The organism is Streptomyces parvus (assembly GCF_032121415.1).
Taxonomy (GTDB): Bacteria; Actinomycetota; Actinomycetes; order Streptomycetales; family Streptomycetaceae; genus Streptomyces; species Streptomyces globisporus_A.
Map to the genome: position 1 here is coordinate 6,044,165 of NZ_CP135079.1, position 22,622 is coordinate 6,066,786.

19 protein-coding genes and 1 tRNA gene are annotated in these 22,622 nt (G+C 73.0%); 14 read left to right on the forward strand and 6 right to left on the reverse strand.

Annotation, left to right across the window (positions count from 1 at the left end):
* Positions 1–54 precede the first annotated feature (54 nt).
* The 8 genes from RNL97_RS28155 to RNL97_RS28190 all read left to right on the forward strand — a co-directional run bounded on the left by RNL97_RS28155 (position 55) and on the right by RNL97_RS28190 (position 8,885).
* A complete protein-coding gene (locus RNL97_RS28155; RefSeq protein WP_313751345.1) occupies positions 55–1,257 on the forward strand; it encodes an inositol-3-phosphate synthase in 1,203 nt (400 codons plus the stop codon).
* Positions 1,254–2,720 (forward strand): SCO3242 family prenyltransferase, encoded by a 1,467-nt coding sequence (locus RNL97_RS28160; RefSeq protein WP_313751346.1) that lies wholly within the window; start codon positions 1,254–1,256, stop codon positions 2,718–2,720. Before RNL97_RS28155 ends, RNL97_RS28160 begins: the two co-directional genes overlap by 4 nt.
* Positions 2,717–3,613, forward strand: coding sequence for a sugar phosphate isomerase/epimerase family protein (locus tag RNL97_RS28165; protein ID WP_313751347.1), 897 nt, complete (start codon positions 2,717–2,719; stop codon positions 3,611–3,613). The genes RNL97_RS28160 and RNL97_RS28165 overlap by 4 nt, the downstream gene beginning before the upstream one ends.
* Entirely contained in the window at positions 3,607–4,290 is a 684-nt protein-coding gene (locus RNL97_RS28170; RefSeq protein ID WP_234313397.1) for an EboA domain-containing protein, read from the forward strand. The genes RNL97_RS28165 and RNL97_RS28170 overlap by 7 nt, the downstream gene beginning before the upstream one ends.
* Positions 4,290–5,138: a TatD family hydrolase gene (locus tag RNL97_RS28175; protein WP_313751348.1), complete on the forward strand. Its 849-nt coding sequence runs from the start codon at positions 4,290–4,292 to the stop codon at positions 5,136–5,138. The genes RNL97_RS28170 and RNL97_RS28175 overlap by 1 nt, the downstream gene beginning before the upstream one ends.
* Before the next feature lie 7 nt (positions 5,139–5,145).
* Positions 5,146–6,321, forward strand: coding sequence for a metabolite traffic protein EboE (gene eboE / locus RNL97_RS28180; RefSeq protein WP_030582756.1), 1,176 nt, complete (start codon positions 5,146–5,148; stop codon positions 6,319–6,321).
* The gene (locus RNL97_RS28185; protein WP_030582752.1) at positions 6,318–7,736 is read left to right on the forward strand and encodes a nucleotide pyrophosphatase/phosphodiesterase family protein; all 1,419 of its coding nucleotides are present in this window, start codon (positions 6,318–6,320) and stop codon (positions 7,734–7,736) included. The genes eboE and RNL97_RS28185 overlap by 4 nt, the downstream gene beginning before the upstream one ends.
* A 66-nt stretch (positions 7,737–7,802) precedes the next feature.
* A complete protein-coding gene (locus RNL97_RS28190; protein ID WP_030582751.1) occupies positions 7,803–8,885 on the forward strand; it encodes a sugar phosphate isomerase/epimerase family protein in 1,083 nt (360 codons plus the stop codon).
* An 80-nt stretch (positions 8,886–8,965) separates the two neighbouring features.
* Here the strand turns inward: RNL97_RS28190 and RNL97_RS28195 are convergent, their stop codons facing one another.
* The gene (locus RNL97_RS28195; RefSeq protein WP_243315816.1) at positions 8,966–10,270 is read right to left on the reverse strand and encodes a DUF2254 domain-containing protein; all 1,305 of its coding nucleotides are present in this window, start codon (positions 10,268–10,270) and stop codon (positions 8,966–8,968) included.
* Between the two features lie 164 nt (positions 10,271–10,434).
* Here RNL97_RS28195 and RNL97_RS28200 point away from each other — a divergent pair.
* The 6 genes from RNL97_RS28200 (at position 10,435) to rbsD (ending at position 16,722) form a co-directional block, all read left to right on the forward strand.
* Positions 10,435–10,522: transfer RNA gene (locus tag RNL97_RS28200), tRNA-Leu, on the forward strand.
* A 307-nt stretch (positions 10,523–10,829) separates the two neighbouring features.
* Entirely contained in the window at positions 10,830–11,846 is a 1,017-nt protein-coding gene (locus RNL97_RS28205) for a LacI family DNA-binding transcriptional regulator (protein ID WP_030582743.1), read from the forward strand.
* Positions 11,843–13,411 carry a sugar ABC transporter ATP-binding protein gene (locus tag RNL97_RS28210; RefSeq protein ID WP_313751349.1) on the forward strand — a complete coding sequence of 523 codons (1,569 nt, stop codon included), beginning with the start codon at positions 11,843–11,845 and terminating at the stop codon, positions 13,409–13,411. The genes RNL97_RS28205 and RNL97_RS28210 overlap by 4 nt, the downstream gene beginning before the upstream one ends.
* On the forward strand, positions 13,401–15,356 hold the full coding sequence (locus RNL97_RS28215; RefSeq protein ID WP_030582737.1) for an ABC transporter permease/substrate-binding protein: 1,956 nt from the start codon (positions 13,401–13,403) through the stop codon (positions 15,354–15,356). Before RNL97_RS28210 ends, RNL97_RS28215 begins: the two co-directional genes overlap by 11 nt.
* Before the next feature lie 56 nt (positions 15,357–15,412).
* Positions 15,413–16,336: a ribokinase gene (locus RNL97_RS28220; protein ID WP_313751350.1), complete on the forward strand. Its 924-nt coding sequence runs from the start codon at positions 15,413–15,415 to the stop codon at positions 16,334–16,336.
* Complete coding sequence (rbsD, locus tag RNL97_RS28225) at positions 16,333–16,722, forward strand: D-ribose pyranase (protein ID WP_030582730.1); 390 nt, start codon at positions 16,333–16,335, stop codon at positions 16,720–16,722. The genes RNL97_RS28220 and rbsD overlap by 4 nt, the downstream gene beginning before the upstream one ends.
* A gap of 25 nt (positions 16,723–16,747) precedes the next feature.
* On the opposite strand, the gene RNL97_RS28230 is transcribed toward rbsD, so the two are convergent.
* From RNL97_RS28230 to RNL97_RS28250, 5 genes are read right to left on the reverse strand one after another with little or no spacing between them, the layout of a single operon-like run.
* A complete protein-coding gene (locus tag RNL97_RS28230; RefSeq protein WP_313751351.1) occupies positions 16,748–17,365 on the reverse strand; it encodes a hypothetical protein in 618 nt (205 codons plus the stop codon).
* Positions 17,362–18,906, reverse strand: coding sequence for a HAMP domain-containing sensor histidine kinase (locus tag RNL97_RS28235; RefSeq protein WP_313751352.1), 1,545 nt, complete (start codon positions 18,904–18,906; stop codon positions 17,362–17,364). The genes RNL97_RS28230 and RNL97_RS28235 overlap by 4 nt, the downstream gene beginning before the upstream one ends.
* Positions 18,903–19,586, reverse strand: coding sequence for a response regulator transcription factor (locus tag RNL97_RS28240; RefSeq protein WP_030582720.1), 684 nt, complete (start codon positions 19,584–19,586; stop codon positions 18,903–18,905). Before RNL97_RS28240 ends, RNL97_RS28235 begins: the two co-directional genes overlap by 4 nt.
* A 28-nt stretch (positions 19,587–19,614) precedes the next feature.
* On the reverse strand, positions 19,615–21,249 hold the full coding sequence (gene murJ / locus RNL97_RS28245) for a murein biosynthesis integral membrane protein MurJ (protein WP_398867034.1): 1,635 nt from the start codon (positions 21,247–21,249) through the stop codon (positions 19,615–19,617).
* Between the two features lie 14 nt (positions 21,250–21,263).
* Positions 21,264–22,466 (reverse strand): lipid II:glycine glycyltransferase FemX, encoded by a 1,203-nt coding sequence (locus tag RNL97_RS28250; RefSeq protein WP_030582714.1) that lies wholly within the window; start codon positions 22,464–22,466, stop codon positions 21,264–21,266.
* Positions 22,467–22,622: the final 156 nt, after the last annotated feature.

Here is a 22,622-nt window from a genome sequence, read left to right on the forward strand (position 1 = left end):
CACCTTCCCCGCCCGTCGTCCTCCAACCGACACATCCCCTCAGGGAGGCAGCCCGTGACCGCTCACGCCGACCGTGAAGGCCGTACCGACGCCCCAGGCCGCACCGACGCGCCGCTCACCTCCGAGGCCCCCGGCCTCGCGGGGACCGCGGGCCGCACCGGCGTCTGGTTCATCGGAGCACGCGGCTCCGTGGCGACCACCGCCACCGCGGGCTGCGCCGCCATCGCTGCGGGCCTCCACCCGCCGGCCGGCATGGTCACCGAGACGCCCCCCTTCGCCGACAGCGGACTGCCCGCCCTGGCCGACCTGGTCTTCGGCGGCCACGACACCCTCGACTGCCCGCTGTCCAAGCGGGCCGAGGCGCTGGCCGACGGCGGCGTCCTCCCGCACGGGCTCCCCCCGGCCGTACGCGCCGAACTCGACGCCGCCGACGCCGAAATCCGCCCCGGCGGGCCCCTCCCCGGCGACACCCGGACCGACCAGGAACTCATCGCCGCGTTCGCCGCCGACCTCACCGACTTCGCCCACCGCCACGACCTGGCCCGCACCGTCGTCGTCAACGTCGCCTCCACCGAACCCGCCCCCGGACCCGGCGACCCCCGGCTGCCCGCCAGCTCCCTCTACGCGGCCGCCGCCCTGCGCGCCGGCTGCTCCTACGCCAACTTCACCCCGTCCACCGGGCTGCGCACCCCCGCGCTCACCGACACCGTCGCCTCCAGCGGACTTCCCCACGCCGGACGCGACGGCAAGACCGGCCAGACGCTGCTCCGCTCCGTGCTCGCCCCGATGTTCCTCCAGCGCGCCCTCGCCGTACGGGCGTGGTCCGGGTCGAACCTCCTGGGCGGCGGGGACGGGGCGGCGCTGGCCGATCCGGCGGCGGCCGCCGCCAAGAACGCGGGGAAGGAACGCGTCCTCGCCGACACCTTCGGCACCGCCCCCGAGGGCGAGGTGCACATCGACGACGTGCCCGCCATGGGGGACTGGAAGACCGCCTGGGACCACATCGCCTTCGACGGCTTCCTCGGCTCCCGCATGGTCCTCCAGACCATCTGGCAGGGCTGCGACTCCGCCCTCGCCGCCCCGCTGGTCCTGGACCTGGCACGGCTGCTCGCCCGCGCCCACGAGACCGGGATCAGCGGACCCCTGCCGGAGCTCGGCTTCTACTTCAAGGACCCCGACGGCGGTACATCGGCGGCACTCGCCGAGCAGTACGCCACCTTGCTCGCCTTCGCCGAGCGGCTGCGGGACCAGGCATGAGGCCGCGGGGGCGAGCCCTCCGGGCCGCACTGGTCGCGGCCCTGGCGGCCCTCCCGGCAGGGCCCGGGAGGCGGAACGGTTTTGCGCACGGCGTGGTTCCGAACGCCGTGACCCATGACAGCCTGTCCGGCGCGGGTGGGACTGCGCCCGCACCGGACAGGCCCGGACCGCCCCCCACGGGCGGGAGCGGGGCAGAGAGCGCGGATGCGGACCCGGACCGCCCGGAAGAGGCCTCCGGGCCGGGTACCGGATCGGACACCGGCCGGCGCGCGCCCCGGCGGCGTCTGCGGGCCTGGGCCGAACTGCTGCGCGTCTCCGCCCTCTTCTCCGTACCCGGGGACGCCCTGGCGGGCGCCTGTGCGGTGGGCCGCCGGCCCGGCCGGGGCACCGCGCTGGCCATCGGCGCGTCGCTCTGCCTGTACGAGGCCGGGATGGCCCTCAACGACTGGGCCGACCGCGACGAGGACGCCGTCGACCGCCCGCACCGGCCGATCCCCTCGGGCCGCATCAGCCCGGCGGCGGCCCTGGGCGCGGCCGGGGTGCTGACCGCCGCGGGCCTCGCCCTGGCCGCCAGGGCGGGCCGCCCCGCACTGACGGTCGCCACGGGCCTGGGCGCCACGGTCTGGGCCTACGACCTGCACCTGAAGCACACGAAGGCGGGCCCGGCGGCCATGGCGGCGGCCCGCTCGCTGGACCTCCTGCTGGGGGCCACGGCTGCGGTGACGGCGACGGGCACGGCCAGGGGCACGGGTGCCGGTGCGGCGGATGGAGGCAGCCGGCCCGACAACGTTGCCGGGCCGATAACGACGGCGGGTGCGACACGAACCCCCGGACCGGGGGCGGCCGTCCTGCCGCCCCCGGCGCGCGGCGGCCTGAAAGCGGCCCTGCCCGCGCTGCCCGCCGCCCTGGTGCTCGGGGCGCACACGTACGGCGTCACCGCCGTATCGCGCCACGAGACGCAGGGCGGCTCCACGGGCACGCCCCTGGCGGTGCTCGCCACGACGACGGCACTCGCGGCAGCGGTGCTGGGGGAGCGGTGGGGGCGGTGGGGGCAGAGGCCGGGCGGCCTCCCCGGGCCGTCCGCGGCTCCCGGCGCGACCCCGCGGCCCGATGGCACGCTCGCAAGCGGCCTTCCCGGCCGGGCGCAGGCCGGCTCCGGCGCAGGCCCGGGGCCTGCGGCACGCCCCGAAAGCCTGCTCGGCGAGACCGTCGCCGATCCCACCCGCCTCCTGATCCTCGCGCTCACCGGCGCCTACGTCCGTACCGCCGGACCACCCCTCCTGCACGCCGCGCTCAACCCGTCGCCGCCCCTGACCCAGCGGGCGGTCGGCGGGGGCATCCGGGCCATGATCCCGCTCCAGGCCGCGCTCGCCGCCCGCTGTGGATCGCCCCTCACCGGTCTCGCCGTCATGGGACTCGTCCCCCTCGCCCGCAGCCTCGCCCGGAAGGTGAGCCTCACATGACCCTCCACCTCGGATACGGCACCAACGGGCTCACGGACCTCCGCCTCGACGACGCCCTCGGCCTGCTCGCCGACCTCGGCTACGAGGGCGTCGGCCTGACCCTCGACCACATGCACCTGGACCCGATGGCCCCGGACCTCACCGAGCGCACCCGCCAGGTCCGCCGCCGGCTCACCTCCCTCGGGCTCCGGGTCACCGTGGAGACCGGCGCCCGCTACGTCCTCGACCCGCGCCGCAAGCACGGCCCCTCCCTCCTCGACCCGGACCCCGAGGCCCGGGCCGCCCGCACCGCCCTGCTGGTCCGCGCCGTCGACGTGGCGGCCGAACTCGGCGCGCACGCCGTCCACTGCTTTAGCGGCATCACCCCGCCCGGCACCTCGGCGGACACCGCGTGGAAACGGCTCACCGAAGCGATCGCCCCCGTCCTCGAAGCCGCCGACCGATCCGGCGTCCCCCTGGCGATCGAACCCGAACCCGGTCACCTCCTCGCCACCCTCGCCGACTTCCACCACCTGCGGGGTCTCCTCGGTGACCCGGGGCCGCTCGGCCTCACCCTCGACATCGGCCACTGCCAGTGCCTGGAGGAGGCCTCGCCCGTCGAGTGCATCAGGGACTCCGCCCCCTGGCTCCGGCACGTCCAGATCGAGGACATGCGGCGCGGAGTCCACGAGCACCTGCCGTTCGGCGACGGGGAGATCGTCTTCCCGCCCGTGCTCGCCGCCCTGGCCGCCTCGGACTACCGGGGCCTCACCGTCGTCGAACTGCCCCGGCACTCCCACGCCGGCCCCGAACTGGCCCGCAGGTCGATCGACTTCCTGCGCGACGCCATGACCAGGGACGCCGGCCTCCGCACCGCGACGACCGCCACGCCGAAGGGAGCCGCCCCGTGCTGACGTCCCCCGACCCGCTCAGGTCCCGCAAGGAACTCGACGCCGAACTCGGCGGCGCCGCCCGTGCCTGGCTCGACGAGGCCCTCGCCGAAGCCGCTCACGACGCGGCCCGTGCGGCAACCGTCCCCGGCACACCCCGCGCGGAGGCGAGCCCCTACGCCTCCCCGCCCTGGGAACTGCGCTACGCCGCCGCCGGCCGGCACTGCGGACCGGAGCACGCCGACTCCGTACGCTCCCTCCTGCTCGTCGAGGCCCGCGCCCCGCTGTCCTCCGTCACCCGGCTCTACGAACAGGGCACCGCCGCCGAACGCCGCGCCGTCCTGCTCACCCTGCACCTCCTCGACCTCGGCGACACCGCTCTCCCGCTCGTCGAGGACGCCCTGCGCGCCAACGACACCCGGCTGGTCGCCGCGGCCGTGGGCCCCTACGCCGCCGACCACCTCGACCCGCACGCCTGGCGGCACGCCGTGCTGAAGTGCCTGTTCACCGAGGTGCCCGTCGCGGCCGTCGCCCGGCTCGGCGACCGGGCCCGCGGCGACGCCGAACTCGCCCGCATGCTCGACGACTTCGCCGCCGAACGCACCGCGGCGGGCCGCCCCGTCCCCGAAGACCTCCGCACGGTCCTGGGGCATGCCCGGCGGATCCCGACCGCAGCCCCCGCCCCCACGGAGGAGTCCTGATGCGCATCTTCGACCCCCACATCCACATGACCTCCCGCACCACCGACGACTACCGGGCGATGTACGACGCGGGCGTCCGCGCGCTCGTCGAGCCCTCCTTCTGGCTCGGCCAGCCCCGCACCTCGCCCGCCAGCTTCTTCGACTACTTCGACGCGCTGCTGGGCTGGGAGCCCTTCCGCGCCTCCCAATACGGCATAGCCCACCACTGCACGCTCGCCCTCAATCCCAAAGAGGCGAACGACCCCCGCTGCACACCCGTGCTGGACGCGCTGCCCCGCTATCTCGTGAAGGACTCCGTCGTCGCCGTCGGCGAGATCGGCTACGACTCCATGACCCCGGCCGAGGACCACGCGCTGGCCGCCCAGCTCCAGCTCGCCGCCGACCACGGGCTGCCCGCCCTCGTCCACACCCCGCACCGCGACAAGCTCGCCGGTCTCCACCGCACCGTCGATGTCATCCGCGAATCGAACCTCCCCCCGGAGTTCGTCCTGCTCGACCACCTCAACGAGACAACCGTGAAGGCAGCCACCGACAGCGGCTGCTGGGCCGGCTTCTCCATCTACCCGGACACCAAGATGGACGAGGACCGGATGGTCACCATCCTCCAGAACCACGGCACCGAGAAGATCCTCGTCAATTCGGCCGCCGACTGGGGCAAGAGCGACCCCCTGAAGACCCGCAAGGTCGCCGACGCGATGCTGAAGGCCGGCTTCACCGAGGGCGACGTGGACCAGGTCCTGTGGCGCAACCCCGTCGCCTTCTACGGACAGAGCGGCCGCCTCCAGCTGGACGTGCTCGCCCCCGACCCGCTCCACGAGGGCAACTCCATCCTGCGCGGCGGGGAGTGAGGCGGCCATGCGCTTCCGCCACCCGGACGGCTCCACCGTCCACCTCGCCTACTGCACCAACGTCCACCCCGCCGAAACCCTCGACGGCGTCCGCGCCCAGCTCCGCGACCACTGCGAACCCGTCCGCCGCCGACTCGGCCGGGACCGGCTCGGCATCGGCCTCTGGCTCGCCCGGGACGCCGCCCGCACCCTGATCAACGACCCCGCCGAACTGCGCGCCCTGCGCGCCGAACTCGACAGCCGCGGCCTCGAAGTGGTCACCCTCAACGGCTTCCCGTACGAAGGGTTCGGCGCCGACGAGGTCAAATACCGGGTCTACCGGCCGGACTGGACCGAACCCGACCGCCTCGCCCACACCACCGACCTCGCCCGCCTCCTGGCCGCCCTGCTCCCCGACGACGCCACCGAGGGCACCATCTCCACCCTGCCCCTCGCCTGGCGCACCCCCTACGACGGCGACCCCGGGGCGGCCCGCACCGCGCGCTCCGCCCTCACCACCCTCGCCCAGCGCCTCGACGCCCTGGCCGAGATGACCGGCAAGTCCATCCGGATCGGCCTCGAACCCGAGCCGGGCTGCACGGTGGAGACCACCGCCGACGCGATCACCCCGCTCACCGACGTCGGACACGACCGCATCGGCATCTGCGTCGACACCTGCCACCTCGCCACCTCCTTCGAGGACCCCGCGACGGCGCTCGACGCCCTGGCCGCCGCCGGTGTCCGCATCGTCAAGTCCCAGCTCTCCGCCGCCCTGCACGCCGAGGACCCGCACCTGCCCGAGGTCCGCGCCGCGCTCGCCGCGTTCGCCGAACCCCGCTTCCTGCACCAGACCCGCACCAGCACGGCCGCCGGGCTGCGCGGCACCGACGACCTCGACGAGGCCGCCGCCGGCCGGGCGCTCCCGGACTCCACCCCCTGGCGCGCCCACTTCCACGTACCGCTGCACGCGCCCCCGGCGCCCCCGCTGACCTCGACGCTCCCTGTGCTCCGGGACACGCTCGCCCGGCTCGTCGGCGGACCCGTGCCGCTGACCCGGCACCTGGAGGTCGAGACGTACACCTGGCAGGCGCTGCCCGCGGAGCTGCGGCCCCGCACCCGCACCCAGCTCGCCGACGGCATCGCCGCCGAACTCACCCTCGCCCGCGACCTCCTGGTCGACCTCGGCCTCAAGGAACTGCCATGAGCGCGCCCGAACCCGGCACGGAATCCGCACAGGAGACCGGCGGCCCCACCCCCCTCCTCGTCCTCGACGTCGTCGGCCTCACCCCGCAGCTGCTGGCCCGCATGCCGAACCTCCGGGCCCTCGGGGAACAGGGCGCGCAGGCACCGCTGTCCACCGTGCTGCCCGCCGTCACCTGCGCCGCCCAGTCCACCTTCCTCACCGGCGCGATGCCCGCCGAACACGGCATCGTCGCCAACGGCTGGTACTTCCGCGAACTCGGCGACGTCCTGTTGTGGCGACAGCACAACGGGCTCGTCGAGGGCGACAGACTCTGGGACGCCGCCCGCCGCGCCCACCCCGGCTACACGGTCGCCAACATCTGCTGGTGGTACGCGATGGGCGCCGACACCGACTGGACCGTCACCCCGCGCCCCGTCTACTACGCCGACGGCCGCAAGGAACCCGACTGCTACACCCGGCCCCCCGCCCTGCACGACGAACTGACCGACAGACTCGGCACGTTCCCCCTCTTCCACTTCTGGGGCCCCGGCGCCGACCTCGTCTCCTCCCAGTGGATCATCGACGCCACCCGCCACATCATCGCCACCCGCACCCCCGACCTCGCCCTCTGCTATCTGCCGCACCTGGACTACGACCTCCAGCGCTTCGGCCCCGACGACCCCCGCTCCCACCGGGCCGCCGCCGAGCTCGACCGGGCGATCGCCCCGCTGCTGGCGGACGCCCGGGCCGAGGGCCGCACGGTCGTCGCCCTCTCCGAATACGGCATCACCCGAGTCGACCGCCCGGTCGACATCAACCGCGCCCTGCGCCGGGCTGGCCTGCTGGAGGTCCACACCCAGGACGGCATGGAATACCTGGACCCGATGGCCTCCCGGGCCTTCGCCGTCGCCGACCACCAACTCGCCCACGTCTACGTACGCCGTCCCGAGGACCTCGAAGCGACCCGGGCCGCCCTCGCGGACCTGCCCGGCATCGAACAGCTCCTCGACGACGAGGGCAAGAAGGCACACCACCTGGACCACCCGCGCTCCGGAGAACTGGTCGCCGTCGCGGAGAAGGACGCGTGGTTCACGTACTACTACTGGCTCGACGACGCGCGCGCCCCCGATTTCGCCCAGCTCGTCGAGATCCACCGCAAGCCCGGCTACGACCCCGTCGAGCTCTTCATGGACCCCGAGGACCCCTACGTCCGGGTCAAGGCCGCCTCGGCGGTCGCCCGCAAGAAGCTCGGCCTGCGCTACCGCATGGCGGTCGTCCCCCTGGACCCCTCACCTATTCGCGGCAGCCACGGCCGCCTCCCCGAGAGCGACGACGAAGGTCCGCTCATCCTCTGCTCCACCCCCCACGCGTTCACCGACCGGGTCAGGGCCACCGAAGTGAAGTCCCTGCTCCTCCAGCTTGCCGGACTGCACTGACATTCCCGTCACGCACCCGGCACCGCACCACTCACCCCGTCAGGTCAGCAAGGGAGACACCCGAACATGAGCCGCACCTCCAAGGACACCGGACTCGCCCGCAGACTGAGCCGCCGCAACATCCTCGGTGTCGCCGCCGGAGCCACCGCCGCCACGATCATCGGCACGGCGAGCGCCCAGGCGACCGACCGGGGCCAGGGCCACGGCAACGGGCACGCTCACGGCCACGGCCATGGGCACGGCCACGGCAAGGGCAAGCCCGTCCTGCCCCCCGGCCGCCTCGGCATCCAGCTCTACAGCCTCCGCGACCAGATCTCCACGCTGGGCTTCGCGCCGGTCTTCGCCGAACTGGAGAAGTACGGCTACGACGAGATCGAGCTCGCGGGCTACACCCAGGGCTCGGCCGGCCCCATCACCCTGGCCCAGCTCAAGCGGCTGGCCCGGGACCACGGCCTCAACCCGATCGGCAGCCACGTCGGCTACTACGACGACAACAACCCCGGCGCGTACACCTTCGCCCAGAACCTGGAGAAGGTCCTCGACGACGCCCAGGCGCTCGGCCTGAAGCACATCGGCACCGCCTCCGGCCCGTTCCGCTACGGCTCCACGGTGGACGGCTGGAAGCGGGCGGCCGACGACTTCAACACGTACGGCGCCGCCGCCCGCAAGCGCGGCATGAAGTTCTACCAGCACAACCACGCGGAGGAGTTCTCCTTCGCGACCGACAAGCCGAACGTGCGCCTCTACGACGTCCTGCTCGCCGAGACCGACCCCGACCTCGTCTACCTGGAGATGGACATCTACTGGGCGTACTGCGCCCAGTTCCGCTTCAGCAAGCGCGTGGACGGCACCCCGGCCCCGCTCGACCCGCTGAAGTACGTCCTGAAGCACCCGAACCGCTACCCCCTCTTCCACGTCAAGGACGGGGTCCGCGACGAGACGACCCGCGACGGCTACCGCATGTCGGACGTGGGCGACGGGGACATCGACTACAAGACGTTCCTGTCCAAGGTCACGAAGCGCACCCACCACGGCCGGACCTACCACCACTGGCAGGCCGAGCACGACAACCCGGTCCAGTCCCTCGCCTTCGCCCGCAAGTCCAGCGAGCACCTGCACTCGCTGCGCGAGGGCCGCTGCGGCGACTGACGCACCAGGCCCGGCCCGCCGGAGGGATCCCGGCGGGCCGGGCCCACCGCGCCCCTGCGGCCCGGGTCCCACCCCCGCCCCTACCCGATGCCCTGCCGGTCCGGAAGCAGTGCGAACGCACGGTCGGCGGCCACCGGAACCGCCCGCTCCACGGTCTGGACGAGCAGCTCACGGTGGCGAACCAGCGGCTGTTGACGCTCCTCGGGGGCGAGCAGCAGCAGATCACCCAGGCCCGCCATCAGCCGCCGTGTCACCTGCGGGCTGCCCGCCACGCACCAGCGGATCTCCTCGAAGGCCAGATCGACCAGATCTGCCCACTCCGGCCCCTCCTGCACCAGCCGCACCCGCCCGGCCCGGTCCCGGTGGTGGACCTTACCGAGCGGCAGCCGCACGACGACCGCGAGGATCTGCACGATCCGGTCCAGACACTGCACAGCGGTGGTCGGATCGTTCACGGACGTGGAGAGCGCCCGCAGCGCGATGTCCGCGAGCTGACGCAGCCCGAACGCCAGGTCCTGGTGCAGTGTGCGCTCCACCGAGACGGAGACGGCGGACCGCAGCCGGAGCCGGGGCTCCACGGCCCCGCCGTGGACGGCGAGCATCGGCGTCCCCGGCACGACGAAGTCCCCGATACGGGGGATCACCCGCAACACCACGCCCTGCCGCCGCGCGGCCCGGACCAGCCGCGCCGTGTTCACGTCCCGCAGCACCCCGGCCCGCCCCTCGTACACGAGGCGCGCCGTCTCGGGCCCCGCCTCGTCGTCCCCCTGCGCCCCCCGCGGCATCCTGCCGAGCACCCGGAACGAGTCCCGCGCGATCCGGTCGACGACCGGCCCCACCTGCATCAGCCGGAGCGTCGCGCTCACGTAGACGACGAAGAGCAGCAGACTCGTCCCGACGAGCACCAGGATGAGCAGGCTCTGCACCAGCGGAACCGACACCACCCGGCGCGGGTCCGTCTCGCTCTCGTACGAGGAGAGCACCAGCAGCGAGACGAGGAACGTCGCCAGGAACACCGTCATGGTGAGCTTGCTGATCCGGCTCCTGACGAAGATCCGCACCACGCGGGGGGTGAGCTGGCCGCTGGCCATCTGCACCGCGACCAGCGAGATGCTGAAGACGACACCGATGAAGGTCATCATCGCCGAGCTGACGGCGGTCACCACCGTCCGGGTGTCCTGGGAGAACCCGATGAGATCCCCCAGCTCCTCGTACGCCTCCTCCCGCTGGAGCAGCCGGACGATCGCGTCGTCGAGTTCGGTGGCGACGAACCACAGCACGAACACACTGACGAACCCCATGGTCGGGGCGAACCAGAAGGTGTCGCGCAGATGCTCGCGCAGAGGGGACAGCGGGCGGGGCCGGCGGTAGCCGCGATCACTCATGAACGCGAAGGTAGCCCCGCGACCTCCACGGACCGGGGAGGCCGACCGCCCACCGGCCCGCCGCACCGCACTGACCACCGGATATGCGGGTGAAGGGTATGTCGAACCCCTGGTATTGTTTTCCATGTCGCCGCGGGGAACACGCCGCGAACGACAGACACCTTGTCCGGGTGGCGGAATGGCAGACGCGCTAGCTTGAGGTGCTAGTGCCCTTTATCGGGCGTGGGGGTTCAAGTCCCCCCTCGGACACCACCAGTGAAGACCCCACTCCGCGTGGGGTCTTCTGCTTTGCCGGGCCAGGACTCCCAGCAGGAGGCTGCGCACGTCACCGGCCATACGCCCCGCGAGACGCGGCATGATCAGCCCGGCCGACGCCCGCCCCGCCGCCCCGACCCTCCCGTCACGATCTGGTCTCGGCCATGGGAGGGGGGCTTGCTTTCGGCCATGTAATCGATTCCAATCTTCCGTGTAATCGATTCCACGGCGTGGTGAACCGGTCCACCACCGGTCCGCCCCCAGGTGTCGAGGTGTACGGAAACCACAAGGAGGTGGTCCGGACATGGCGAGCATCAAGGATGTCGCGGCCGAGGCGGGGGTGTCCGTCGCCACGGTTTCGCGCGTGCTGAACAGCCATCCGTCCGTCAGCGAAGAGGCGCGCACCCGCGTCCTCGCCGCCGTCGAAGCGCTCGGCTACCGGCCCAACGCGGTGGCCCGGTCGCTGCGCACGGCCCAGACCCGCACCCTCGGCCTGGTCATCAGCGATGTGCTCAACCCGTACTTCACCGAGCTGGCCCGCTTCGTCGAGGAGGAGGCCCGCGCGCTCGGCTACAGCGTCATCATCGGCAACGCCGACGAGCGGCCCGAGCTCCAGGACCACCACATCCGCACGCTCATCGACCGCAGGATCGACGGGCTCCTCGTCTCGCCCGCCGACGGCGGCTCCCCGCTGATGCGGGACGTCGCCCTGGGGGGTACGCCGATGGTCTTCGTCGACCGCTGGATCCCCGGCCTCGACGTGCCCGTCGTCCGGGCCGACGGTACGGGCGCGGTCAAGGATCTCGTCGCCCATCTGCACCGACTCGGTCACCACAGGCTCGCCATCATCGCCGGGCCCGCTGCCACCACCACCGGCAACGAGCGCGTCGAAGCGTTCCGGGAGGCCCTGCGGGGGCTGGGACTCGCCCTGCCCGACGCCTACATCGGGCAGGGCGACTTCCAGGCCACCAGCGGGCGGCGGGCCACCGAGCGGTTCCTCGCCCTGGCCGAGCCGCCCGAGGTCGTCTTCGCCGCCGACAACCTGATGGCCCTCGGCGCGCTCGACGCGATCCGGGCGCGGGGCCTGCGGGTGCCCGACGACATCGCGCTCGCCGCCTTCGACGACATCCCGTGGTTCGTCCACACCGATCCGCCGATCACCGCCATCGCCCAGCCGACCGCCGACCTGGCACGGGCCGCCGTGCGCGCACTGGCCGACCTGATCGAAGGACGGACCCCGCAGTCCGTCACCCTGCCCGCCCGCCTCGTCGTACGCCGCTCGTGCGGCGGGGCCGCCACGAACCAGAGGAGCGACCGGTGACCCCACCGGAGGAGCAACCGACCACCGCGCCCGACGAGTTGCTGCGCATCGAGGGTCTGCGCAAGACCTTCCCCGGCGTGGTGGCGCTCGACAACGTCGACTTCGACCTCCGCAGAGGCGAGGTCCATGTCCTGCTCGGCGAGAACGGCGCGGGCAAGAGCACCCTCATCAAGATGCTCTCCGGCGCCTACCGCCCCGACCGCGGCCGCATCCTGGCCGACGGCCGCGAGGTGCGCATCGACGGTGCGCAGGACGCCGAACGGCTCGGGATCGCCACCATCTACCAGGAGTTCAACCTCGTCCCCGATCTCACGGTGGCCGAGAACATCTATCTCGGCCGCCAGCCGCGCCGCTACGGGCTCGTCGACCACCGCCGGATGCGCCAGGACGCCGCAGAGCTGCTGCGCCGCGTCGGCGTCGACGTGCGCCCCGATGCCAAGGTGCGTGAACTGGGCATCGCCCGGCTTCAGATGGTGGAGATCGCCAAGGCGCTCAGTCTGGAGGCGCGCGTCCTGATCATGGACGAGCCGACCGCCGTGCTCACCTCGGAAGAGGTCGACAAGCTCTTCGCCATCGTCCGCCAGCTCCGCGAGGACGGCGTCGGAATCGTCTTCATCACCCACCACCTGGAAGAGATCGCCGCACTCGGCGACCGCGTCACCGTCCTGCGCGACGGCCGCAGCATCGACCAGGTCCCGGCCTCCACCCCCGAGGACGAACTCGTCCAGCTCATGGTCGGCCGCAGCATCGAGCAGCAGTACCCGCGCGAACGCCCCGGCAGGGGCGACGCGTTGCTGTCCGTGCGGGGGCTGACCCGTAACGGCGTCTTCCACGACATCAGCTTCGACGTGCACGCGGGCGAGGTCGTCGGACTCGCCGGACTGGTCGGCGCCGGGCGTACGGAGGTGGCGCGCGCGGTCTTCGGCGCGGACCCGTACGACGCCGGCACCGTCGACGTACGCGGCGAACGCCTCGCCCGGCACGACGTCCCCGCCGCGATGGGCGCAGGGATAGGCCTCGTACCGGAGGACCGCAAGGGCCAGGGGCTGGTGCTCGACGCCTCCGTGCAGGAGAACCTGGGCCTGGTCACCCTGCGGTCCGCCACCCGCTCCGGGTTCGTCGACCTCAAGGGCCAGCGCACCGCCGCCGCCCGCATCGCGCAGCAGCTCGGCGTCCGCATGTCCGGCCTCGGCCAGCATGTGCGTACGTTGTCCGGCGGCAACCAGCAGAAGGTCGTCATCGGCAAATGGCTGCTGGCCGACACCCGGGTCCTCATCCTCGACGAGCCCACCCGGGGCATCGACGTCGGCGCCAAGGTCGAGATCTACCAGCTCATCAACGAACTGACCGCCTCCGGCCACGCCGTCCTGATGATCTCCAGCGATCTGCCGGAGGTGCTCGGCATGAGCGACCGCGTCCTCGTCATGGCCCAGGGCCGGATCGCCGGGGAACTCCCCGCCGAAGAAGCCACCCAGGACGCGGTGATGGCCCTCGCGGTCTCCACCGCCGCTCCCCACGAACACCCCGTACCGAAGAACGAAGAGGAGGGCCCCCGTGGCCACTGAGACACTCAAGAGTGACACGGGCGCAGGGGGCACCTCCGTGATACGACGCGTCCTGCTCGACAACGGAGCCCTGAGCGCCCTGGTCGTCCTGGTGGTGGCGATGTCGCTGCTCTCCGGCGACTTCCTCACCACCCAGAACCTGCTGAACGTCGGTGTCCAGGCGGCCGTCACCGCCATCCTCGCGTTCGGCGTCACCTTCGTCATCGTCTCGGCGGGCATCGACCTCTCCGTGGGTTCGGTGGCCGCTCTGTCCGCGACGGTCCTCGCGTGGTCGGCGACATCGGCGGGCGTACCCGTCGTCCTGGCCGTCGTCCTCGCGATCGTCACCGGCATCGCCTGCGGATTTGTGAACGGCGCCCTGATCTCGTACGGCAAACTCCCGCCGTTCATCGCGACGCTGGCCATGCTCTCCATCGCCCGCGGTCTCTCCCTCGTCATCTCGCAGGGCAGCCCGATCGCCTTCCCCGACTCCGTCTCACGGCTCGGTGACACACTCGGCGGCTGGCTCCCCGTACCGGTCCTGGTGATGATCGCGATGGGCCTGATCACCGCGCTGATCCTCGGCCGCACCTTCATCGGCCGCTCGATGTACGCCATCGGCGGCAACGAGGAGGCGGCCCGGCTCTCCGGTCTCCGCGTCAAGCGCCAGAAGATCGTCATCTACGCTCTGTCCGGCCTCTTCGCCGCCGTCGCGGGCATCGTCCTGGCCTCGCGCCTCGTCTCCGCCCAGCCGCAGGCCGCCCAGGGGTACGAACTCGACGCCATCGCCGCCGTCGTCATCGGCGGGGCGAGCCTGGCCGGCGGTGTCGGCAAGGCGTCCGGCACCCTGATCGGCGCGCTGATCCTCGCCGTCCTCCGCAACGGCCTCAACCTCCTCTCCGTGTCGGCGTTCTGGCAGCAGGTCGTCATCGGCGTCGTCATCGCCCTCGCCGTCCTGCTCGACACGCTGCGCCGCAAGGCCGGTTCGGGGGCGGCCTCCCCGGCCGGCACGGCCCCCGGCGCCCCGGGCGCCGGGCGCAGGGGAGCGCTCAAGTTCGCCGGGGCGGCGCTCGCCGTGGCCCTCGTCGTCGGCGCTGTCTCCTACTTCAACTCCGGTTCGTCCGGGGGAACGACGAAGGTCGGCATGTCCCTCTCCACGCTCAACAACCCCTTCTTCGTGCAGATGAAGGAAGGCGCGCAGGCGGAAGCGGAGAAGGCGGGCATCGACCTCACCGTCACCGACGCCCAGAACGACGCCTCCCAGCAGGCCAACCAACTGCAGAACTTCACCAGTTCGGGAGTCTCCTCGATCATCGTCAACCCGGTGGACTCGGACGCCGTGGGACCGGGCGTCCGCAGCGCCAACAAGGCGGACATCCCCGTGATCGCCGCCGACCGGGGCGTCAACAAGGCCGAGACCGCAACGCTCGTCGCCTCCGACAACGTGGCGGGCGGCAAGCTCGCCGCCGACGCGCTGGCCGACAAGCTCGGCGGCAAGGGCAGCATCGTCATCCTCCAGGGCACGGCGGGCACCTCCGCCAGCCGTGAGCGCGGGGCCGGCTTCGCCGAGGGGCTGAAGGCGTACCCGGACATCAAGGTGGTCGCCAAGCAGCCCGCGGACTTCGACCGCACCAAGGGCCTCGACGTCATGACCAACCTGATCCAGTCGCACCCCGGTGTCACGGGCGTCTTCGCCGAGAACGACGAGATGGCGCTCGGCGCGGTCAAGGCGCTCGGCAGCAAGGCCGGGAAGTCCGTCTCCGTCGTCGGCTTCGACGGCACCCCGGACGGCCTGAAAGCGGTCGAGGCCGGCACGCTCTACGCGTCGGTCGCCCAACAGCCCGCCGAACTCGGGAAGATCGCCGTGCAGAACGCGGTCAAGGCCGCGAAGGACGAGCAGGTCGCGAGCACGGTGAAGGTGCCGGTCAAGGTGGTCACCCGGGAGAATGTCGCCGACTTCTCCTGAACCGCACAGCGCACCGGACAGTTGATCCCGGACCGACGAAAGCAGGAAGCACGCCCATGCACGACAACGCCCCCGGCGACCGGTACGACCTGCTGGTCGTCGGGTCGGCCAACGCCGACCTGGTGATCGGCGTCGAGCGCCGCCCCGCCCCCGGCGAGACGGTCCTCGGCTCCGACCTGGCCGTCCACCCCGGCGGCAAGGGCGCCAACCAGTCGCTGGCCGCCGCTCGCCTCGGTGCGAGGACGGCCCTGCTCGCCCGGGTCGGCGACGACGGCCACGGACGCCTCCTGCTGGATTCCCAGCGTGCGGCGGGCGTGGACACGGACGGCGTCCTGGTCGGCGGGGCCCCCACCGGCGTCGCGCTGATCACCGTCGACCCCTCGGGCGACAACAGCATCGTGGTCTCCCCGGGGGCCAACGCACGCCTCACGCCCGAGGACGTCCGGGCGGCGGCCCCGCTGCTGGCCGCCGCCCGGGTGATCTCCGTACAGCTGGAGATCCCGCTGGACACCGTGGCCGAGACGGTACGCGGCCGGGGGCCGGACACCCGGCTGGTCCTCAACCCGTCGCCGCCCGCCCCGCTCCCCGGGGAGGTGCTCGCCGCCTGCGATCCGCTGGTGGTCAACGAGCACGAGGCGCGGTACATCCTGGGCGAGGAGGCGGGGGAGGGGCCGCACGACTGGGCCCCGGCGCTCCTCGCGCTCGGCCCGCGCTCGGTCGTCATCACCCTGGGTGCCGCCGGGGCCCTGGTGGCGGAGAGCCGTACGGGCTCCCTGGACCACCTCGTCAGCCCGCGGGTCGAGGCCGTCGACACGACCGGCGCCGGGGACGCGTTCACCGCGGCCCTGGCCTGGCGCCTCGGCCGGGGCGACGACCTGCGGGAAGCGGCGGCCTTCGCCGTGCGGGTGGGCGCGGCGGCCGTCACGGCACGGGGGGCGCAGGAGTCGTTCCCGACGCTGGAGGAGGTCGACGCGCTGTGAAGAAGTCGGGCATCCTCAACCGCCATCTGGCGGGCGCGATCGCCGAACTCGGCCACGGCGACACCGTCCTGATCTGCGACGCCGGCATGCCGATACCGTCCGGCCCCCGCATCGTCGACCTGGCCTTCCGCGCCGGGACTCCGTCCTTCGCCGAGGTACTGGACGGCCTGCTCGACGAGCTGGTCGTCGAGGGAGCGACGGCCGCCGAGGAGATCCGCGACGCCAACCCGGCGGCCGCGGCGCTCCTCGACACCCACTTCCCCTGGCTGGAGTCGGTCCCGCACGACGACCTGAAGGCGCTGACGGCGACGGCCCGCCTGGTGGTCCGTACGGGGGAGGCGCGGCCGTACGCGAACGTCCTGCTGCGGTGCGGGGTGTTCTTCTGACGGACGTCCGGCCGAGGAGCCGTTCTCAGCCGGACGCACCCGGGGCAAGCCCGCAGGAACCGGACCTCTGCGCCCCGTCCTGCCCCGTCAGCGTCACGACCCCCCGGCCGTCCCTGGCCTGGTTGTAGGCGATCGTGCAGGTCAACTGGCGTACGGCCGTGGCGTCCAGTGCCTGCACGGCGAGGGGCAGGCGGGCGGTGATGCCGCCGTCCGAGGAGACCTCCACCTGCACGGTTCCCTTCTCGCGGACAGCGGGAAGCGCCGTGGTCAGTCCGGCGGCCCGGTCGGCCCCGCCGGGGCCGGAGAGCAGCGCCAGGACGACCTTCTCCGTGGGTGCGGGGCCCGCCGGCCCGGAGGGGTCCCGGTCGTCGGCGCCCGGTCCGATGTACTCGTCGCCGAACCCGGCCGAGGCCCCGACCTCCCGGATCACGGGGCTCAACCCGCCGTCGGGGGAACGGAAGAAGAGCAGCATGTCGGCGTCACGGTTGAGGAAGGCCTCGACCGTCGCGGGGCCGCCCGCCTCGATCACGTCGGAGTCCTGGATCCCGCAGCCGCCCACCAGCGGTACCCCGACGACGGCCGCGGCGAGACCGCGCCACGACGCACGCCTCCTCGGGACACCGCCCCGCACCGTATGCCTCATCTGCCGGCCTCCTCGGCCCGGAGCGGGATCTCGACGGTGAAGACGGCACCGCCGCCGGGCAGGTTCCCCGCGCGGATCGTGCCGCCGTGCAGATGCACGTTCTCCAGGGTGATCGCCAGGCCCAGGCCACTGCCGGGCGAGCGCGTACGGGCCGCGTCGGCCTTGTAGAAGCGGTCGAAGATGTGCGGGAGCGCGGCGGCGGGGATGCCGGGGCCGCGGTCCGCGACCTCGACGACGAGCACGAGCGTGCCCGAGGAGCTTGCCTCGGTGCGCAGGAGCACGGAGACGGGCGCGCCGCCGTGCCGCAGCGCGTTCCCGACGAGGTTGGCGATCACGACGTCGAAGCGGCGCGGGTCGAGGCGGGCCCGGATCCCGGCGGGGAGTTCGGTGCGGATCCGGTCGTCGTCCGCCCAGTGCCGGGCCTGGAGGGTCTTGCGGATCGCCTCGGCGACATCGATCTCGTCGGAGTTCAGCTCGGCCGCGCGGGCGTCGAAGCGGGAGATCTCCATCAGGTCCTCGACGAGCACGGCCAGCTTTCCGGTCTCCGTACTGACCAGCCGGACCGCCTGGGCGGTGTCGGCGTCCAGGCGGTCCGCGTCCTCGTCGAGGACCTCGGTGACGGCGAGCATCCCGGCGAGGGGGGTGCGCAGTTCGTGCGAGACGTCGGAGGCGAAGCGGCGCGCACGCGCCTCGGCCTCGCGCAGTTCACCGACGGAGCGCTCCAGTTGGCCCGCCGACTCGTTGAACGTGTCGGCCAGGTCGGCCAGTTCGTCCCGGCCGCGTACCGGTATACGGGTGTCGAGTCTGCCGCTCCCCATGCTCCGGGCCGCACGGCGCAGCTCCCGTACCGGACGCAGCACGCTGCGCGCCGCGAGCAGGGCGGGCACGAGCGCGACCGCGAGGCCGGGCAGGGCGCCGTTCCGCGCGGCGATGAGGAGGGCGTCCACGTTGACCTGCTCGTCGGTCATCCGCATGACGGCGTACAGGACGAGCCCGCTGGGAAGCACGCTGTCGGGGCCGGTCTTGAAGACCGTGGGCATGCCGATGGTCAGGTAGGGGACGCCGTCCTTGACCACCCGCTGGAAGCTGCCGTACCGGTCGGCCGTCGCGGCCCGGCGCAGTTGGGGGGTGATGACGGAGGAGACCGGGTTCTCGCCCGAGGACGCGCGGATCGAACCGTATTCGGCGAACACCACCCAGGGGCGCGGCTTGCCCGTGCGGGCGAGGTCGCGCAGGATCTCCTCCAGCCCCTCCTCCTGAAGCGGCAGCCCCCAGCCCGTCCGCTCGACCTGGTCGCGGAAGGTCGAGACGGCCGTGTCCTGGGCGGTCTGGAGCAGCGCGTTGCGGGCCTCGCGGTAGGTCAGGGCGGATGTCGTGCCGGCGCTGACCGCGGCGACCAGAAGGAAGGCGGCCAGCAGCCGGGTGCGCAGACCGAACGCCCTGACCCGCGAACGCTTCCGCGTGGGCGCGGCCGGCCCCGCGCCGTCCGCTCGCTCGTTTCCGCCGCCGCGCGGGCGGCCGGGGCGGGGGACGGTGATCACAGCGGGCCGAAGCGGTAGCCGAAGCCCCGCAGCGTCTGGACGTAACGCGGGTTGCCGACCTCGTCCTCGATCTTCCCGCGCAGCCGGGCGACGCAGGCGTCGACCAGGCGGCCGTCGGCGTGGAAGGTGTGCTCCCAGACGTTCTCCAGGAGCTGCTGCCTGCTGAACACCTGCTCGGGAGCGGCGGAAAGGTGCAGCAGCAGTCTCAGCTCCGAGGGAGCGAGCGTCAGGGGCCGGCCGGCCTTCGACGCCGTCAGTCCGACCCGGTCGATGGTGAGGTCGCCGTAGACCTCGATGGCCGGGCGGCCCGTCGAGCCGTCGTCCATACGGCGCAGCACCGCCCGGATCCGGGCGTCGATCACCTCGGGCCGGGCGGGCTTGACGATGTAGTCGTCGGCACCGGCCTCCAGACCGATGACCACGTCGAAGTCGTCGCCGCGCGCGGTGAGCATGATGATCGGCAACTGGCTGTGCTCCCGGATGCGCCGGCAGACCTGTACGCCGGTCATACCGGGCAGCATCAGGTCCAGCAGCAGCAGATCGGGGCGGAACTCGGCCAGCGCGGCGAGGCCGTCCTCGCCGGTTCCGGCTGCTCGTACGTCGTGGCCGCGTCGGCGCAGACCGAGTTGGACCCCCTCACGTACGAAGGGGTCGTCCTCGACGAGGAGCACGCGGGACATCGGCTGTTCTCCCTCGGTGGTGGGCGGGTCAGGTCCGGACCCGCCGACTGCGTACACGCAGGAACAGCGCGTTCAGTTCGGTGAGCCGCAGTGGACGGGCGAGCAGGGCGAAGGTGAGGCCGACGGCGGCCGCGCCGGCGGCGGTGGCGGCCAGGGCTCCCGCCGGTGCCGCGCCGAGGGACGCGAGGTGGCCGAACGCGACGGCGGGGACGGCGGCGAGCAGCAGGCGTGCGTGGGCGGCCACGGGGGAGGACCGGAGGGGCTGCACGGCATCGAGCCGGCGGCACAGCACCCAGCCGGTCAGCGCCCAGCCCGCGCACAGAGCCAGCGAGTAGGCCGCCGCCATGCCCGTGACGGCCCAGCGGGCCGGCAGCAGGTGCGCGGCGGCCAGGGACAGTCCCGCGTTGAGGGCGACGATCACCAGGTTGAGCAGGAACGGTGTGCGGGTGTCGGAGAGCGCGTAGAAGGCGCGCGACAGGACGTACTGGCCGGACAGGGCGATCAGCCCCGGAGCGAAGGCCATCAGGATTCCGGCCAGGGCGGCCGTGTCGGCGGCACTGGTCCTGCCGTGACCGAAGACGAGGGCCGTCACCGGCCCCGCGAGGGCGAGCAGCGCGCAGGCGGCGGGTACGACGCCGGCGGCGCAGACCCGCAGGGCGTGGGAGACATCGCGCCGCACCCCGGTGAGGTTCCCGTCGGCCGCCGCCGCGCTCATCCGCGGCAGGAGCGCCGTCACCACGGAGACGGTGATGACGCCGTGCGGTACGACCCACAGGACGTAGGCGTTGTTGAAGGCGCCGAACCCCGGTCCGCCGTCGAGGCCGGCGCTCGTGGCGAGCCGGGTGGTGACCCAGTAGGCGGCCTGGTTGGCGAGGACCAGCAGCACCAGCCAGCCGGCCGCCCGCAGGGGCCGGGCCAGGCCGCTGCCGCGCCAGTCGAAGCGGGGCCGCCAGCGGAAGCGGGCGGCGCGCAGGGCCGGGACGAGGGCGAGCGTCTGGACGGCGATACCGGCGGTCGTGCCCCAGCCGAGCAGGGCGGTCCCGGTCGGCGTGAGGGTGTTGTCGCCGCCCCCCGGGGACAGGGCGAGGTAGAGGCCGAAGACGGCGATGACGACGACGTTGTTCAGGACCGGCGTCCACATCATCGCGCCGAACCGGCCCCGTGCGTTGAGTATCTGCCCGAGCAGGGTGAACAGCCCCAGGAAGAAGATCTGGGGCAGGCAGTAGCGGGCCAGCGCGACGGTCATCGCCGCCTGCCGACCGGTGTAGTCGGTGTAGACGTCGACGATGGTGGGGGCGGCCCACACCGCGGTCGCGGTGATGGCCAGCAGGGCGACGACGCAGACGGTGACCAGCCGGTCGGTGTACGCCGCCCCCGCGTCGGGGCGCTCCTTCGCGGCCCGCACCAGCTCGGGCACGAAGACGGCGTTCAGCGCGCCGCCCAGCAGCAGCATGTAGACGATGGTGGGCAGGGCGTTGCCGACCGCGTAGCCGTCGGCGGTCGGCCCGATGGTGCCCAGGGCCGCAGCGACCACGGCAAACCGGGCGAAACCGGTGGCGCGGGCGACGACGGATCCGGCGGCCATGACCGCACTGCCGCGCGGAGCGGCGAACGCCGCCTTCGTGCCCTGCGGGACCGCGGCGGTGCGGACGGCGCGTGCCATCGGTGGCGGCTGCTTCATCGGCGGTTCAGGTATGCCTGGAAGGCACGGTGAAGCGCATGGTTGGCGCTGCCGCCCACTGGCCTCTCCCATTCCCCCAACGTCTCGACGACCTGCCCACCGGTGCCGAGCTTCCACCGCAGCAATCCGTACGCACGTTCCTCCGGATCGAGAGTGGAGGGTACCCCGCGCATGTCGTAGACGTCCGCCCCGGCCGCGTGGGCGTCCAGCAGCATCCGCCACTGAAGGGCGTTGGAGGGCCTGACCTCGCGGCGGTGGTCGGCCGACGCACCGGTCTGGTACCAGGCCCGGCGGCCCACCGCGATCATCGTGTGGGCGGCCAGGATCTCGCCCCGGTGCCGGGCGAGGTACAGCTTCATACGGCCCGGTTCCTCGGCGTTGAGAGCGGCGTACTGACGCTCGTAGTACGCGAGTGAGCGGCCGAGACGGAATCCGTCCCTGCGCTCGGTGACGGTGAGCAGGCGGCTGAACTCGGGCAGGTCCGCCGCACTGCCGACCACCACCTCCACGCACTCCTTCCGGGCCCGGCGCACATTGCGTCGCCATTCCTGGTTGAGCCCGGTCCACAGGTCGTCCGGGGTGCGTCCGGCGAGCGGAACCCGAAAGACGTGGCGGGGCTGGGCGTCCCCGCCCTGGTCCGTCCCGTCGCCACCGCAGCGCCGCCAGCCCCTGACCCGCAGCCGGTCGGCGACGGCGGAGCCGAGGGGGTCGACCTCGCTGGCCAGGACGTCATCGAGGCGGCGGCCCGGTGCGGCGAGCGGCTTGAGCCGGGCGGCGTCCCAGCGCCGGTAGGCGGGCGACGGGCCGATGCGCACGGCGAAGGCCCCCGCACGGCGCAGGTACTCCAGCAGCGGATCGAGCCAGTCGTCGACGTCGGGGTCGCTCCAGTCGGCGACGGGGCCCTCGGGGAGGTAGGCGAAGTACTTGCGCGTGCCGGGGAACTGACGCAGCAGCACCAGAGCCGCCCCCGTCAGCGCGCCCACCTCCGGATCGGGCCCCCAGCCGATCAGTCGGGAGTGCCAGCCCTCTTTGACGGCGGCCCAGGACGGGCACTGGAGGAAGCCGGGGCCGAGGGCCCGGCCTTCGGGAGACGTGAGGAAGGCGCGGTAGGTCTTCGGGCTGATGGTGTCCAGGGCAAGGCCCCGGTTCCGTGCGCGGCGCACGGGGCTGGACGACGACGGCACGAGCAGCGCTGACACGGTCTGGCCTCTCCTTCTCCCCGGACCCGGTCGCGGGGACGGCTCCCCGGACGTTTCGCGGGGATGCGGAGGATGCTCACAGCGCTTCATGACCGCTCCGAGCGGCGAATGTGACCGGACCATGACCGTTCCTCACCAGTCGCCGTCACATCGCCC

Coding starts and splice junctions, on each gene's coding strand:
- RNL97_RS28160 (WP_313751346.1), top strand. CDS start 1,254: ATGAGGCCGCGGGGGCGAGCCCTCCGGGCCGCACTGGTCGCGGCCCTG.
- RNL97_RS28165 (WP_313751347.1), top strand. CDS start 2,717: ATGACCCTCCACCTCGGATACGGCACCAACGGGCTCACGGACCTCCGC.
- RNL97_RS28175 (WP_313751348.1), top strand. CDS start 4,290: ATGCGCATCTTCGACCCCCACATCCACATGACCTCCCGCACCACCGAC.
- eboE (WP_030582756.1), top strand. CDS start 5,146: ATGCGCTTCCGCCACCCGGACGGCTCCACCGTCCACCTCGCCTACTGC.
- RNL97_RS28185 (WP_030582752.1), top strand. CDS start 6,318: ATGAGCGCGCCCGAACCCGGCACGGAATCCGCACAGGAGACCGGCGGC.
- RNL97_RS28190 (WP_030582751.1), top strand. CDS start 7,803: ATGAGCCGCACCTCCAAGGACACCGGACTCGCCCGCAGACTGAGCCGC.
- RNL97_RS28195 (WP_243315816.1), bottom strand. CDS start 10,270: ATGAGTGATCGCGGCTACCGCCGGCCCCGCCCGCTGTCCCCTCTGCGC.
- RNL97_RS28205 (WP_030582743.1), top strand. CDS start 10,830: ATGGCGAGCATCAAGGATGTCGCGGCCGAGGCGGGGGTGTCCGTCGCC.
- RNL97_RS28220 (WP_313751350.1), top strand. CDS start 15,413: ATGCACGACAACGCCCCCGGCGACCGGTACGACCTGCTGGTCGTCGGG.
- RNL97_RS28230 (WP_313751351.1), bottom strand. CDS start 17,365: ATGAGGCATACGGTGCGGGGCGGTGTCCCGAGGAGGCGTGCGTCGTGG.
- RNL97_RS28240 (WP_030582720.1), bottom strand. CDS start 19,586: ATGTCCCGCGTGCTCCTCGTCGAGGACGACCCCTTCGTACGTGAGGGG.
- murJ (WP_398867034.1), bottom strand. CDS start 21,249: ATGGCACGCGCCGTCCGCACCGCCGCGGTCCCGCAGGGCACGAAGGCG.